The organism is Bacillus sp. FG16 (genome assembly GCF_057809515.1).
In genome coordinates this window covers 62,694-77,168 of sequence record NZ_JBMDKC010000002.1, presented here as the reverse complement: position 1 = coordinate 77,168, position 14,475 = coordinate 62,694, and the positions used below count along the sequence as shown (strand labels likewise).

Here is a 14,475-nt window from a genome sequence, read left to right as displayed (position 1 = left end):
AACAAAATTTTTTGTTGACTCCCTTTAATCGAGCTTCTCTCCTTGGAACACACCTGTCCCATCAAGATACGTACGCAAGGCAGCGTACTGATCATTGTGCCAAAACGCTTCTGAATCTACTAGTATCGCCGCATCTTGCCTTGCTGTTTCTAACGCTCGATAATCGTGTACCATGTCAGCAACCTTAAATTCTGGTAAGCCACTTTGCTTACTCCCAAAGAAATCTCCAGGACCTCGTAATTCTAAATCTTTTTCTGACAATACAAATCCATCATTTGTTTCAGTCATTATGCGCATTCTTTCTTTTCCTGTTTCTGATTTAGGGTCTGCTATTAATAAACAATATGATTGTTCACTACCACGCCCGACACGCCCTCTAAGCTGATGAAGCTGCGATAAACCGAAACGTTCTGCATCATAAATAACCATTACAGTCGCATTCGGTACGTTCACACCCACTTCAACAACTGTTGTCGATACAAGAATTTGCACTTTATTTTCACTAAACTGTCCCATTATCTCTTCTTTTTCCTGAGAAGATAATCTCCCATGCATCAATCCAACTTGGCATTTCCCTTGGTAATGATGCGTCAGCATACTATGTAAGTCGATAGCATTTTGCACATCAAGTTTCTCAGATTCTTCAATTAGAGGACATATAACGTATGCCTGTCTTCCTTTTTTTATTTCCTTCTCAACAAAACCGAGAACGCGATCTAACATATCATGCTTTGCCCAGTATGTTTCAATCACCTTTCTACCTGCTGGCATCTCATCGATTATCGAAACATCCATCTCTCCAAACGCAGTAATTGCTAGCGTACGCGGAATCGGTGTCGCTGTCATAAATAATACATCTGGACTTTCACCTTTCTCCCGTAAAACCCGGCGCTGCGCTACACCAAATCGATGCTGTTCATCTGTAATAACGAGACCCAACCTATGAAATATAACTTCATCTTGAATTAAAGCGTGCGTTCCAACAAGAATATCTATTTCTCCTTGTTCTAACTTCGCTAAAATTTCTCGGCGTCTCGCACCTTTAACAGAACTTGTTAGCAGTTCCACTTTCATACCAAAATGCGAAAACGTTTCAGCAAGCGATTGATAATGTTGCTCAGCTAAAATTTCTGTAGGAACCATTAGAGCACCTTGATAATGAGCTAATTTCGATGCATAAAGGCCAATCGCAGCAACAACTGTTTTCCCAGAACCAACGTCACCTTGTAATAGTCGGTTCATCCGATAAGGAGATGTCATATCTTTTAAAATTTCATCTACAACTCGGCGCTGCGCACCCGTTAACGGAAACGGCAGTGCATCGATAAATTCTTGTAATTCTACTGACGAAATCTCTTTCTTCGTCCCTTTTGAATTTTCCCTCTCCATTTTCCTCAGCGTTTGCATTTTCAGCTGAAATAAGAAAAATTCCTCATATACAAAACGGCGACGCGCTTGCTTTAAATCCTCCTGTCCTACCGGAAAATGCAAGGCCCTAAGCGCTTCATATCTTGGTAATAATTTATATCGACCTAACAAACCATCCGGTAACACTTCGACTATAGAATCTCCATATTCCTTTAACGCTTGAGCAATAAAACGACGCATCTGTTTTACTGTAAGTTTCCCCTTTACTGAGTAAACAGGCTCCACTTCTTGTTGACGTACAACTGGCCCAAAATGAAGTTCTGATACAGCAATTGTTTGACGATGTTGATCCCATTTACCAGTAATCGTTACCGTTTCATCTAACGTTAATTTTTGCTTATAGTAAGGCCTATTAAAACATACCGCCGTAATTAAATAACGACCGACGAGAACACGAACTGTTAGACGCGATTTCTTCTTACCATAATATTGCAGCAAAGGAGCACTATGAACCTTCCCTTCAACCGTTACACGTTCATCATGCTTTACTTCAGCAAGATCTTTCATCGCATAATCTTCATAACGGTACGGAAAATGTTCTAATAGATGCGAAACTGTATAAATCCCCATCTCATGTAGTAATTCAGATGTTTCTCCTCCGATCCCCTTTACATCCGTAACAGGAACTTGTACAACATCATTCAAGATTCTCACACCCCGTCACATTATTTTCTTTATTGCATTCTATTTGAGTATCAATTAGCATCTGTAATCGCTCTCTTTCACCTTATATATTCTATCATAGGCATTCTAAGAGAAACTACTCAAATCCCTTATATAAAACAAGTAAAAAAGAGCCTCACTATTAGCAGCAAGGCTCTTTTCTCTCTTCAATATGCTAGCCTTTTGAATAAAAACTAGTAATAAACTTCATATTACTACTTCTTATCCATTAGCAAGTAAGTAATCCATTTATTTTCAAAACGAATCTTATCTTATTCTACAGAGAAGATGAAAGAATACACTGGTTGGTTTCCAGCATGCACTTCTACTTCTGCATCTTCAAATTTCTCTTCTACAAATTCAACTAACTCCGCTACTTCTTCGTCAGTTGCATCTTCACCTTGTAGAATCGTTACGATTTCAGAATCTTCATCAATAAGCGCTTCTAGTAATTGCTTCGCAGCTCCTACTTTTTCAGCATTTGTAGATACAATTTTCCCATCTGCAATACACATGAAGTCATCTTTTTGAATTGCTACACCATCAATTTCCGTATCACGTACAGCATACGTAATTTGACCTGTTTTCACATGAGATAAAGCTTCTTGCATGTTTTCTTCATTCTCTTCTAACGTTCCAACTGGGTTAAATGCTAACATTGCTGCCATACCTTGAGGAACTGTTTTCGAACGAACAACAATAACTTCTTGATCTACAACTGATGCCGCTTGTTCTGCTGCCATTACAATATTTCCGTTATTCGGTAAAATAATGATTTTTTCAGCATTTGCTTCTTCAATTGCCTTCACGATATCCTCCGTACTTGGATTCATCGTTTGACCACCTTCGATAACTTTCGTTGCACCGATGCTCTCAAATAAAGTTTTAATACCAGACCCCATTGCCACAGTTACGATACCATATGGTTGTTTTTCTTTCGATTGAGCTGGTTGTTCAGGAACCATAGCAGGTTCATCTAATAAAGCAGTATGCTGTTCACGCATATTTTCTACTTTAATCTTAATTAAACTACCGTATTTTTGCCCGTAGTTCATAGCGTCTCCAGGATGTTCTGCGTGGATATGAACTTTTACAATTTCATCATCAGACACAACTAGTAGAGAATCACCATATACACTAATATCTTCACGGAATTTTTGTTCAGAGAAATTATGCTCTTTCACCTTTTCAGCCTCTAATTTCACCATGAACTCCGTACAATATCCATACTTAATATCTTCTGTACTCAATTGGCTTTGTACACTACGGTGATGTTCTGCGCGTACCATCTCATTCATAGATGTTTGCGTCGGTGCATCAGAAGAAATCGTTTCTCCTTTTAAGTCAGCTAAAAATCCTTCGTATACCACTACAAGACCTTTACCACCGCTATCTACAACGCCAACTTGTTTTAATACAGGTAATAAATCTGGCGTACGATTTAACGATGCGTTTGCTTCTTTCACAACGTCTTCCATAAACAAAACAAAGTCGCGCTGTTTTTTCGCAACTGTCACTGCATATTTACCCGTTTCTCTTGCAACCGTTAAAATCGTTCCTTCAATCGGTTTCATAACCGCTTTATAAGCCGCCTCTACTCCAGCTTCTAGTGCTGCAGCAAAATCAACTGTTGTTAACTCTTCTTTTTGTTCAATGGATTTAGAAAAACCACGGAACAACTGAGATAGAATAACTCCAGAGTTACCACGAGCTCCCATTAATAATCCTTTGGCTAAACTTACGCCGACTTTACCAGCATGCTGTGAAGGATTTGCTTTCACTTCACGCGCACCTGAAGTCATAGATAAGTTCATGTTTGTACCGGTATCGCCATCTGGAACTGGAAATACGTTTAATGCATCAACAAGCTGAACATTATTTGTTAAATTATTCGCTCCTTGCATGATCATTTGTGATAAACGTTTTCCATCAATTTTTTGAATTGACACAGATTTTCCTCCTTAATGCACATTACAAGTTTATTACTTTAACTCCTTGTACGTAGATGTTTACAGAATCTACTGCTAGTCCTACAGTTTGATCTAATGTATATTTCACTTTCGTCTGCACATTATGTGCCACTTCTGAAATTTTCGTACCATAGCTCACAATAATATACATATCAATATGTACTTCATCTTCATCTTTACGAACAATAACACCTCTAGTGAAGTTTTCTTTTCGTAAAATGTCTGTTAATCCATCTTTTAACTGATTTTTTGATGCCATACCTACGATACCGTAGCAATCTACCGCGGCACCTCCAGCAATTGTTGCAATTACATCTGTACTAATATCAATTTGACCGTACTTCGTTTTAATTTCAATTGACATCTCGTTTCCCCCTTCATAAATGGTGAAAGTGAGCTAGACTACTTTAGTTACTATCATATAATCTTTTTAAAGAAAATTCCATCGTTCTTTCTTTTCACTCTCATATTTTATGTTTTAAATTACACTTTTTTATGATGAGCAAAATAGTCCATTGTTATTATACAACATGTACCACTATAATATGTCAAGCAATTTTTATGGATTTCAACTTTTCTTCATTGACATATAGTGTCAAGTAAATTTTCTTGATTTCTTTTTTCTACGGTGTTGCATTCTCTTTTTAGTTGTGTTAAATTATAGTAGTGTTTTTAGCATCGCATAAAAGACTAACATTGAAAAATTACGTATGGTAAGGTATCAAGGGAGGGAAATATAAATGGCTCGTGTTTGTGCTATTACTGGAAGAAAAGCTCGTTCTGGTAACTCTCGTTCTCACGCAATGAACGCTACAAAACGTAAGTGGGGCGCTAACCTTCAAAAAGTTCGCGTACGCATCGACGGAAAAGTTCAACGTGTTTACGTTTCTGCTAGAGCATTAAAATCTGGCAAAATCGAACGTGTTTAATAATAAAAAAAAGAGCCGATAGGCTCTTTTTTTACTATAACAATGGAAAAAGCACCGGTGATAGGTGCTTTTTTTAATCTTTTTTGAAGGTATTTAACATTGCACGAACAATTCCACCAAGAAATTTAGGTAACTTAATTGTATAAAATCTCATGGTTTCCCTCCTAATCCCCATTACTCCACTTGGTCACTATATGATGTAAGGAGCAAAATTGTTTCTTCAATCAGTGCTTCTTATCAACATTAATATGCCAGAAGTAAATGAAAAAGTACCTTTTTCCTCAACGAGTTCGTTACTAATACAAAGCGTTGATCCCCACTCTATTGTTTTATTAGTAAGAGGGTACTTAAAACCAAACAATGTAATCCCTTCCACTATTTCAGTAACTGGTACAAAAGATACATAAGGAAAATTTTTATTTTCTTCAATTATATGTGTACCCACTTTTTTAACTGTTATTTCATTTTTATTGTCCACAATACACATTTCTATCTCTACTTCTAACCCTTTTAAAAGCATTTGTATATTTGCCAAACCGTGATCAAGCCTTCCACCGGTAGCACCAAAAATACGAATTAGTGCCGGCTTCTGTCCTAATGCCCAGTTGATTGCAATTTCTAAATCCGTTTGATCTTTTTCCCGCGGAACAATATGTAATTCGTTCGTTTGCTGTCCCATCCATACTAATTCTTCTTCAGTAACTGAATCGTAATCTCCAAACGCAGCAGCCGGGGTAATCCCTTTCTTTAATAGACGGTATACTCCCCTATCAACCGCTGCCCACACTACTTCCTCATTCTCATATCGAGCAAAATCTGCGCAATATTCCAAAGGTCCTCCTGCCAAAATATGAATAATCATTTTTTCTTCCCCTTCCATTGTAAAAAGGCAATCTGCCATTCGGTAGATTGCCTTTTTACATATTTTTACCCTATCCTATAAATACCTTACTAGGATAAAGTGAAACTTTAATCAGTGGGGGTTTTGTTCATCCCCACTGATTATTAGTTGAACCAATCGGGCTTTTATGGGCAGCCTGATCCCACCTAACTTCTTAGCTTCCGCTGAATTTTAAGGTGGGGGGCTTACTGCCCGTTAGTTCATCACTACCCACGAATTACGCGAATTGCTTCACCGCGGTCTTTTTGATTGTATACTGCTGACCCAGCTACAAGTACATTTGCTCCTGCTTCCACACAAAGTCTTGCTGTTTCAGCATTCACACCACCATCAACTTCAATTTCTACTTCTAGATTACGCTCTTTCACCATGTCTGCAACTTGTTTAATTTTCGGTAATACAGAATGGATAAACTTCTGTCCACCAAATCCAGGGTTTACTGTCATAAGTAATACCATATCTATATCTTCTAATACATGCTCAATCACTGAAACTGGCGTATGCGGATTTAATACAACGCCCGCTTTAATACCATGAGATTTAATTAACTGAATTGTACGATGTAGATGCGGACACGCCTCTACATGAACAGTAATAATATCCGCTCCCGCTTGTGCGAAAGTTGGGATATAGTTATCAGGATTTTCAATCATTAAATGTACATCTAATGGTAATGATGTAATCGGACGGATAGCTTCTACAATTAACGGTCCAATCGTAATATTTGGTACGAAATGTCCATCCATTACGTCAACGTGAATGTAATCCGCTCCGCCCTTTTCTACATCTTTAATCTCTTCCCCTAATTTTGAAAAATCTGCTGATAAAATCGATGGTGCAATTTTAATCATAACTAATACCTCGGCTTTCTCTCTCTAATTTCTTCCACGAATTGTTTATAGTTCTTATAGCGATATTCTGTAATCTTCCCTTCTTCAACCGCAGCTTTCACAGCACATTTCGGTTCAGAAAGATGTGTACACCCTCTAAATTTACAGTATTGACTCGCTTCTTTCAACTCTGGAAAACAATATGTAAGATCTTCTACTTCTATATCTATGAAATCTAACGAACTAAAGCCAGGTGTATCTGCAACTAGTCCACTCCCAATTGCAATTAATTCTACGTGCCTTGTCGTATGCTTCCCGCGTCCTAAATGGGAGGAAATATCATTTGTTTTCAGTTCTAATTCTGGACGTAGCACATTAAGCATTGAAGATTTCCCAACACCTGATTGACCCGCAACGACAGAAACACAATTTTCTAAGTATGGTTTTAATATATCAATACTTTCTGACGTATTGATAGAAGTAAATAACACATCATAACCCATCTCACGATAATCGTTCGCATAAGCTTCAACAGTTGCTTTCATCTTTTCATCCACTAAATCCATCTTGCTAATACAAATAATCGGCTTAATGTTATGATATTCAATCAGCACTAAAAATCTATCTAACAGTCCAGGATTAAAATCTGGTTCTACTGCAGAGAACACGAGGATCGCTTGATCAACATTAGCAATAGGAGGTCTAACAAGTTCATTTTTTCGATCAAACACCTCAAGCACATAACCTTCAGTTGGATTATCCGCCTGAAAAACAACTTGGTCTCCTACAAGTGGTGTAATTTTATTTTTTCTAAATACACCTCGCCCACGACATTGCGTAACCCCTTCTTCATGCTGCACGTAATAAAACCCACTTAAAGCTTTTATAATTTTTCCTTCTGGCATAGAATTCTCCTTTTTTGTATAAGGTGATGCTGAATTTAAAAATGAATGGATTTTAATTTTCCAAATAACGATTTCAAAATCTACCATATATACTTTCGCTAATATACATTAATTTTTTTCATTAAATGTAAAAAACATCTACAGCTGCATCACTTTACTAGCTTTTTGAATCATATATTTTTGCCTGCTATACCGTCCACTTTGTAGACAGCATAACAGGCAATAATAATAAGTAGACTTTCACTATTATTGAGTTGGATATGGTACTTCTTTGTCAATAATCGTTACTCCATCTCGTACAATTTTATAGTGTCCCTTTGAACCTTCTTGAATTACAAATTCTAAAGAAATAGTCGCTGATTCAGTAATCGTTCTCGTTTCAACCGGTCTATCCATTTTTTGCTGCATATCTTCTTTATAAATTTCTATTGTTTGCGGCTTTTTCTCACCTGTTGCAGCAGGCTCATATGGGACAGAAATATTGTCCACTTTTACCGTTTTAGTCACTTTAGGCTTTGGACCATCAGAGATAATAATAGTTACTTTATCTCCCTCTTTTAATGGCGTACCTGGCTTTGGAAATTGCGAAATTACAAGTCCTTTTTCAACTGTATCTGAATACTCTCGTTTTATATCCGAAGTTAGTTTTCTCTCATTCAAATAACCAGTTACACTATTTTCGGTCCACCCCGAAAAATCACCTGGTCTAATTTGATAAGGACCTTTACTTACCCAGATTTTCAGTTCTTGCTCCGCTTCTATAACCATTTGATCAGGCGTCGGGATTTGCTCTACAATTTCACCTTTCGGCTTATCATTTTCAATATAATTTACTGTAACTTGTTTATATTTTTCTTCTAACTCAGTTTTTACACTCTCAAAGTTTTGTCCTGTGAAATTCTTCATCTTACTTTTCTTTTTTCCACCTGATTGATAGATAGTAATTTTAGCGTTTTCTTTTACGACTCTTCCTGCTATAGGATCTGTTTTTATTACATTCCCAACCTCAACATCATCTGTATATACAATATTAGGCTCCGTCACCTCAAAGCCCTTTTCTACTAATGTATTCACAGCTGTCGTGTATTTCATACCAGCCACATCAGGAACTTTCACATCTTTCGGAATAAATAATCCTGGAATAACCGTAAGCGCTAATGTTATCCCTATTGCTAAAAATAAAAATGTTGAAATTAAAACTTTAAGCCACTTGTTACTCCGTTTTTTCTTCTTATCTAACTCAGCTGCTTCAGCTCTTATTGGTTCCTCCACCTTACTCCCTTTTAAAACAATCGTTTCATCACTTACATTTGCAAATAATTGTTCTTGTTGAATAATCGGAATCGCTTTCGTCGCTTCCATATCTTCCGGTATGTAAAATGGTTGCTCATTTATCCTCTCTGGATATAGCGCAGTTTCAATATCTCGCTTCATCGCATTGGCAGATTGATATCGATGGAACGGATCTTTTGCAGTTGCCTTTAATATAATATTTTCAACACTTTGCGGAATATTTTCATTCCACCTTTTTGGTGATGGGATTTCACTTTGTAAATGTTTTAAAGCTATAGCAACAGCAGATTCGCCAGAAAACGGTTGTCTTCCTGTTAACAATTCAAACATAACTATTCCAAGAGAATAAATATCCGATTGTTTATTTGCTATCCCGCCGCGTGCCTGTTCTGGTGATAAATAATGGACTGAACCGAGTACTGAATTTGTATGTGTAATTGTTGTTGCACTTGTAGCTGTCGCAATTCCAAAATCTGTTACTTTTATTATTCCATCAGCTCGAATTAAAATATTGTGCGGCTTTATATCACGATGCACAATTTCAAAATGATGGGCGTGTGCCATGGCGGAGGTTAACTGCTCCATAATATCAAGAGCTTCTCCTATAGGTAACATACCTCGCTCAATTATGTATTGCTTCAATGTTTGCCCAGGTACATATTCCATGACAAGATAATATATACCATCTTCTTCTCCGACATCATACATATTCACAATATTTGGATGCGACAACGTTGTAACAGACTGCGCTTCTCGATGGAAACGTTTAATAAACTCTTCGTTATTTGAATAGTCGAGTCTTAATATTTTTACCGCTACATCTCGGCCAAGTATATCATCATGAGCTAAATATACATTGGCCATTCCGCCACCACCAATCATTTTCAGCAGCTTATAACGGTCATTTAAGCGTTTTCCAATCAGCACGTTGCACTTCACCTACTTTCGTTTGTCGAACCCGCATAATCAATAAGAACAAGTGTGATATTATCTTCTCCACCGCGATCATTCGCCAATTGAATGAGACGCTGCCCTTTACCTTCAAGCTGTTCATTTAACTGTAAAATTTGTTGCATATCATCAATAGAAACTTTGTTTGATAACCCATCAGAGCAAAGAAGCAACTGATCATCTTCCTCAAGCACCAACGTTTTAACATCCAATCCAACTTTTTCTTCTGTTCCTAATGCTCTTAATAAAACATTCTTTTTCGGATGATACTCTGCATCTTCCTTTGAAATTTCACCATGTCTCACAAGCTCATTTACAAGCGAATGATCTTCCGTTACAAGCGTCATTTCTCCTTCTGATACCATATAGCAACGACTATCTCCTATATGCCCTATTGTCACAAAACTTGGTGTACAAACAGCTATTATAAGCGTTGTTCCCATACCATTACATTCTACATTTTGCTGAGCGTATTCATATATACGCTCATTAATAATCCCAACACTAGTATGTAACCATTGTTCTACTTTTTTCGGTTCATTCATATTATGCGTTTGCTTCCAATAATCATGGAATAATTGAATAGCCATCGAGCTAGCTACATCACCAGCTCGATGACCTCCCATTCCATCTGCTACTACCGCTAAAACATTTCCATCTAAATTGCGAAAAACTCCTGCACTATCTTCATTATGTTGACGAACTTTTCCTTTATCCGATAGAAATACGGCTTTCATCTCGTCACCTCGTCTCTTCTTTGCGCTCCTTCGCACGCAACTGACCGCAGGCTGCGTCAATATCATGACCTTGTTCACGGCGAATCGTTACATTCACTCCACGATCTTTTAACGTTTTCTCGAACAAGAAAATTTGCTCACGTGGTGTACGTACATAATCACGTTCAGGTACGTAGTTTACCGGGATTAAGTTTACATGACATTTTACACCTTTTAAGAGCGCAGCAAGCTCTTCAGCGTGCTCAACTTGGTCATTTTCTCCTCCAAATAATCCATATTCAAAAGTAATACGGCGCCCTGTTCTATTTACATAGTATTTAATAGCTTCCATTAAATCCGGTAATTTATAAGCACGGTTAATCGGCATTAATTTTGAACGTAATTCTGAGTTTGGAGCATGCAATGAAATCGCAAAATTAATTTGTAGTTCTTCTTCAGCAAACTTATAAATTTTCGGGATAATTCCACTCGTCGAAACAGTCATATGTCTAGCACCAATATGAAGTCCTTTTTCATGGTTAGTGATGCGTAAGAATCCCATTAAATTATCGTAGTTATCAAATGGTTCTCCAATTCCCATAACAACAAGAGAACTTACACGTTCTTCTGTTTCATCAAGCGCACGCTGAACTTCTACTACTTGCGCTACGATTTCTCCAGCTTCTAGGTTTCGTTTTAGTCCACCAAGTGTCGAAGCACAGAACGTACATCCAATACGACAACCAACTTGCGTTGTTACACAAATGGAATTTCCATATTCATGTCGCATTAATACCGTTTCAATAGAATATCCGTCATATAGTTGGAATAAGAATTTAATCGTTCCATCCGAAGACGTTTGTTTTACTAACGTGTTTAAAGTAGTAATATCAAAGGAATTCGACAATTTATCACGCAATCCTTTAGAAAGGTTTGACATATCCTCATAATTTTTTACACGTTTTTTATATAGCCAGTCAAAAATTTGTCCAGCGCGGAACTTCGGTTCTCCTTGTTCCTTTAACCAATCTTGCATTTCATGAAGTTGTAAAGAGTAAATTGATGGTTTCTTCGTTTCTACATTTTTCTTTTGTTTTCTTACAGTTGTTTCCATGATGCTACACCTTCTTCCTTAAACAAGCAATATAAAAGCCATCCGTTGCAAAATAATGCGGTAAAATTTGTACTTGACCTTCATTAATATACGGACTTAATTTTTCTGGCATACGTTCTTTTATCGTAGTATCCCATTCAAATTCAGGATGTTCTTTTAAAAATTTATCTATTACTTGTTCATTTTCTATTTTCTCAATTGTGCACGTACTATAAACAAGACGACCGCCTTGTTTTAATAATGGTGCTATTTTTTCTAGTATCGCAAGTTGAATCGTCGATAATCTTTCACTATCGCCTTTATCTTTTCCTAACTTAATATCAGGCTTGCGTCTAATTACACCAAACCCAGAACACGGTGCATCTACCAATATTTTATCAAACGTTTCATTTGCAAAGTGCTCTTGCACTTTTCTAGCATCTAGCGCTTTTGTTTCGACATTTTCTAAACCAAGTCGCTCTGCTTGCTGTTTAATTAAACGTACTTTGTGTGCATGTAAATCAAGGGACATTACTTTACCAGTTCCCTTTAAACGCTCTGCTATATGCGTAGTTTTACCACCAGGAGCCGCACAACTATCAAGAACTGTCTCTCCCTCATTTGGTTCTAAAGCGCGTGCTACAAGCATAGAACTTTCATCTTGAATAGAAAGAAATCCTTTTTTAAACGCTTCTGTATGCGCTACATTTCCTCTTTCAATCTGAATTGCATCATCTGACAAGTCACCACGTTTTGCTTCTATACCTTCACTTGCCAACAACTCAATCGCTTCTTCTACCGTTATCTTATCAACATTCACACGTGCTGTTGGTACAGGTGGTAACATGTTTACTTCGCACATTTTCTCTGCAGTTTCTAAGCCAAATGCAGAAGTCCACTCTTGTACAAGCCAAACTGGATGACTCGTCGCAATTGCAAGACGTTCTACTGGATCCTTGATTTCATCTACAGAAGGTACACCTTCTCTCTGAATCGAACGTAATACACCGTTCACCATACCAGCAATTCCTTTATGCCCGCGACGCTTTGCAATCTCAACCGCTTCATGAATAGCCGCTCTTTCTGGCACTCGGTCTAAATAAATCATTTGATATAAAGATAAACGAAGCAATACTCTTACCCACGCCTCAACCTTCTTTTTTAAAAAAGGCTGTAAATAATAATCTAATGTGTCACGACGTTGAATCGTTCCATATACAATTTCAGTTAATAAACCAATATCTTTTCGATCAATTGCACTTTTTTCAATTAGATTATTTAAAAGTAAGTTGCTATATGCACCACTTTTTTCCACTTGAATTAAACCATCAAGAGCTAATTCACGAACATTTTGTCTCATGCATTTTCTCCTAACTTCGTTCCAATTTCAGGTTTTGTTCCACGTAAAAATTGTGAACAACTCATACGCTTTTTACCAGAAGGTTGCAATTCAGTAATTTTAACACCTGTTTCATTACTAGTTGCTACAACAAAACCATCTTCTTCGATTGCAACAATCGTACCTGCTTCAGCCGGTTCAGCTACAGGTACTTTTTCTCCCCACCATACTTTAACAACTTGTCCTGCTAAAGTTGTATAAGCAACTGGCCATGGATTCAATCCGCGAATGTGATTGTATACTTCTTCACCTGTTTTTGTCCAATCAATTTTCTCTTGTTCACGTTTTATATTGTACGCAAACGTTACTTCTTCTTCGTTTTGTTTAATCGGTTCTAACTTACCTTGAATTAATAAAGGTACTGTTTTAGATAGAAGGTGTGCTCCAGCTTCACTTAATTTATCAAATAATGAGCCTGTCGTTTCACGCTCTTCAATTTCGACTTCCACTTGCGTTAAAATATCACCAGCATCCAATTTTTCTACCATATACATAATTGTAATACCAGTTTTTTCTTTACCTTCCATAATTGCATAATGAATTGGTGCACCACCACGAAGTTCAGGAAGTAAAGAAGCGTGGACATTAATACATCCATACTTCGGTGCTTCTAAAATTTCATTTGGTACAATCTGACCAAATGCAGCTGTTACAATTAAATCTGGCTCTAATGCCAATACTTTTTCATATTCATCTTGTTCACGAATTTTTAACGGTTGTAACACAGGGATACCATGTTTTTCCGCTTCAACTTTAACAGGTGTAGGTGTTAATACTTTTTTTCTACCTACTGGACGATCAGGTTGCGTCACAACACCTACTACCTCATAGCCATCTTCAATAAGACGACGAAGCACCGGCACTGAAAAGTCCGGTGTTCCCATAAACACTACTTTTATCATTTAAAAACCGCTCCTTTTAACACCTATTCTAGTTCGTTTTCTTCATAATATCTTGTCACTTTCGATGTAAATAAAACACCGTGTAAATGATCGATTTCATGTTGAATTGCACGCGCTAAAAATCCTTCCGCTTCCAATAAAAATACTTTCCCACGGCGATTTTGCGCTCTTACTTTAATATAATCGGCACGTTCTACTTCACCATAAAGTCCCGGGAAGCTTAAACAGCCTTCGGGACCTACTTGTTCACCACGTTTTTCTAATATTGATGGATTGATTAACTCGATTTTCCCAGTATCATCATCGACATCAACAACCGCTACTTGCAAGCTTACACCTACTTGAGGCGCAGCTAAACCGACTCCGTCCGCAATTAACATTGTTTCATGCATATCTTTCAACAATTTCACTAACTTTTTATCAAAGTTAATTACTCTTTCGCATGGTGTTTCTAACACTTCATTTGGATGCTTTATTATTTCTAAAACTGCCATA

General features: G+C 37.3%; 14 protein-coding genes. 1 reads left to right on the top strand and 13 read right to left on the bottom strand.

The genetic code is table 11. The annotated features are described in order from the left end of the window. Positions 1 to 24: 24 nt before the first annotated feature. The 3 genes from recG to ACODS7_RS01510 all read right to left on the bottom strand — a co-directional run bounded on the left by recG (position 25) and on the right by ACODS7_RS01510 (position 4,425). Entirely contained in the window at positions 25 to 2,073 is a 2,049-nt protein-coding gene (gene recG / locus ACODS7_RS01520; protein WP_029443119.1) for an ATP-dependent DNA helicase RecG, read from the bottom strand. A 290-nt stretch (positions 2,074 to 2,363) separates the two neighbouring features. Next, complete coding sequence (locus ACODS7_RS01515) at positions 2,364 to 4,040, bottom strand: DAK2 domain-containing protein (RefSeq protein WP_000027131.1); 1,677 nt, start codon at positions 4,038 to 4,040, stop codon at positions 2,364 to 2,366. A gap of 22 nt (positions 4,041 to 4,062) precedes the next feature. Further along, positions 4,063 to 4,425 carry an Asp23/Gls24 family envelope stress response protein gene (locus tag ACODS7_RS01510; protein WP_000021109.1) on the bottom strand — a complete coding sequence of 121 codons (363 nt, stop codon included), beginning with the start codon at positions 4,423 to 4,425 and terminating at the stop codon, positions 4,063 to 4,065. A 376-nt stretch (positions 4,426 to 4,801) separates the two neighbouring features. Between ACODS7_RS01510 and rpmB the strand changes: the two genes are divergently transcribed. Continuing rightward, positions 4,802 to 4,990 carry a 50S ribosomal protein L28 gene (gene rpmB / locus ACODS7_RS01505; RefSeq protein ID WP_000124776.1) on the top strand — a complete coding sequence of 63 codons (189 nt, stop codon included), beginning with the start codon at positions 4,802 to 4,804 and terminating at the stop codon, positions 4,988 to 4,990. A 73-nt stretch (positions 4,991 to 5,063) separates the two neighbouring features. Here the strand turns inward: rpmB and spoVM are convergent, their stop codons facing one another. The 10 genes from spoVM to def all read right to left on the bottom strand — a co-directional run bounded on the left by spoVM (position 5,064) and on the right by def (position 14,474). Beyond that, positions 5,064 to 5,144: a stage V sporulation protein SpoVM gene (spoVM, locus tag ACODS7_RS01500; RefSeq protein WP_001213599.1), complete on the bottom strand. Its 81-nt coding sequence runs from the start codon at positions 5,142 to 5,144 to the stop codon at positions 5,064 to 5,066. A 66-nt stretch (positions 5,145 to 5,210) separates the two neighbouring features. After that, positions 5,211 to 5,891 (bottom strand): thiamine diphosphokinase, encoded by a 681-nt coding sequence (locus tag ACODS7_RS01495; protein ID WP_029443120.1) that lies wholly within the window; start codon positions 5,889 to 5,891, stop codon positions 5,211 to 5,213. 206 nt (positions 5,892 to 6,097) lie between these two features. Further along, positions 6,098 to 6,742, bottom strand: a complete 645-nt coding sequence (rpe, locus tag ACODS7_RS01490) for a ribulose-phosphate 3-epimerase (protein ID WP_000589974.1) — start codon at positions 6,740 to 6,742, stop codon at positions 6,098 to 6,100. Positions 6,743 to 6,744: 2 nt separating this feature from the next. After that, a complete protein-coding gene (gene rsgA, locus ACODS7_RS01485; protein WP_001113932.1) occupies positions 6,745 to 7,626 on the bottom strand; it encodes a ribosome small subunit-dependent GTPase A in 882 nt (293 codons plus the stop codon). 246 nt (positions 7,627 to 7,872) lie between these two features. After that, positions 7,873 to 9,846, bottom strand: a complete 1,974-nt coding sequence (gene pknB / locus ACODS7_RS01480) for a Stk1 family PASTA domain-containing Ser/Thr kinase (RefSeq protein ID WP_088115007.1) — start codon at positions 9,844 to 9,846, stop codon at positions 7,873 to 7,875. Between the two features lie 8 nt (positions 9,847 to 9,854). Continuing rightward, positions 9,855 to 10,607: a Stp1/IreP family PP2C-type Ser/Thr phosphatase gene (locus ACODS7_RS01475; RefSeq protein WP_016080515.1), complete on the bottom strand. Its 753-nt coding sequence runs from the start codon at positions 10,605 to 10,607 to the stop codon at positions 9,855 to 9,857. Positions 10,608 to 10,611: 4 nt separating this feature from the next. Continuing rightward, the gene (gene rlmN, locus ACODS7_RS01470) at positions 10,612 to 11,700 is read right to left on the bottom strand and encodes a dual-specificity RNA methyltransferase RlmN (protein ID WP_000450550.1); all 1,089 of its coding nucleotides are present in this window, start codon (positions 11,698 to 11,700) and stop codon (positions 10,612 to 10,614) included. Between the two features lie 4 nt (positions 11,701 to 11,704). Further along, the gene (gene rsmB / locus ACODS7_RS01465) at positions 11,705 to 13,039 is read right to left on the bottom strand and encodes a 16S rRNA (cytosine(967)-C(5))-methyltransferase RsmB (RefSeq protein ID WP_016080514.1); all 1,335 of its coding nucleotides are present in this window, start codon (positions 13,037 to 13,039) and stop codon (positions 11,705 to 11,707) included. Continuing rightward, complete coding sequence (gene fmt / locus ACODS7_RS01460; protein WP_088115006.1) at positions 13,036 to 13,980, bottom strand: methionyl-tRNA formyltransferase; 945 nt, start codon at positions 13,978 to 13,980, stop codon at positions 13,036 to 13,038. The genes rsmB and fmt overlap by 4 nt, the downstream gene beginning before the upstream one ends. Positions 13,981 to 14,003: 23 nt before the next feature. Then, positions 14,004 to 14,474, bottom strand: a complete 471-nt coding sequence (def, locus tag ACODS7_RS01455) for a peptide deformylase (protein ID WP_000279455.1) — start codon at positions 14,472 to 14,474, stop codon at positions 14,004 to 14,006. Between the last annotated feature and the right edge of the window lies 1 nt (position 14,475).

Bases quoted from the DNA above. Each gene is read 5' to 3' on its own strand.
- rlmN (WP_000450550.1), bottom strand. From the start codon at position 11,700: ATGGAAACAACTGTAAGAAAACAAAAGAAAAATGTAGAAACGAAGAAA.
- rpmB (WP_000124776.1), top strand. From the start codon at position 4,802: ATGGCTCGTGTTTGTGCTATTACTGGAAGAAAAGCTCGTTCTGGTAAC.
- ACODS7_RS01495 (WP_029443120.1), bottom strand. From the start codon at position 5,891: ATGGCAGATTGCCTTTTTACAATGGAAGGGGAAGAAAAAATGATTATT.
- rsmB (WP_016080514.1), bottom strand. From the start codon at position 13,039: ATGAGACAAAATGTTCGTGAATTAGCTCTTGATGGTTTAATTCAAGTG.
- ACODS7_RS01510 (WP_000021109.1), bottom strand. From the start codon at position 4,425: ATGTCAATTGAAATTAAAACGAAGTACGGTCAAATTGATATTAGTACA.
- def (WP_000279455.1), bottom strand. From the start codon at position 14,474: ATGGCAGTTTTAGAAATAATAAAGCATCCAAATGAAGTGTTAGAAACA.
- fmt (WP_088115006.1), bottom strand. From the start codon at position 13,980: ATGATAAAAGTAGTGTTTATGGGAACACCGGACTTTTCAGTGCCGGTG.
- rsgA (WP_001113932.1), bottom strand. From the start codon at position 7,626: ATGCCAGAAGGAAAAATTATAAAAGCTTTAAGTGGGTTTTATTACGTG.
- ACODS7_RS01475 (WP_016080515.1), bottom strand. From the start codon at position 10,607: ATGAAAGCCGTATTTCTATCGGATAAAGGAAAAGTTCGTCAACATAAT.
- rpe (WP_000589974.1), bottom strand. From the start codon at position 6,742: ATGATTAAAATTGCACCATCGATTTTATCAGCAGATTTTTCAAAATTA.
- spoVM (WP_001213599.1), bottom strand. From the start codon at position 5,144: ATGAGATTTTATACAATTAAGTTACCTAAATTTCTTGGTGGAATTGTT.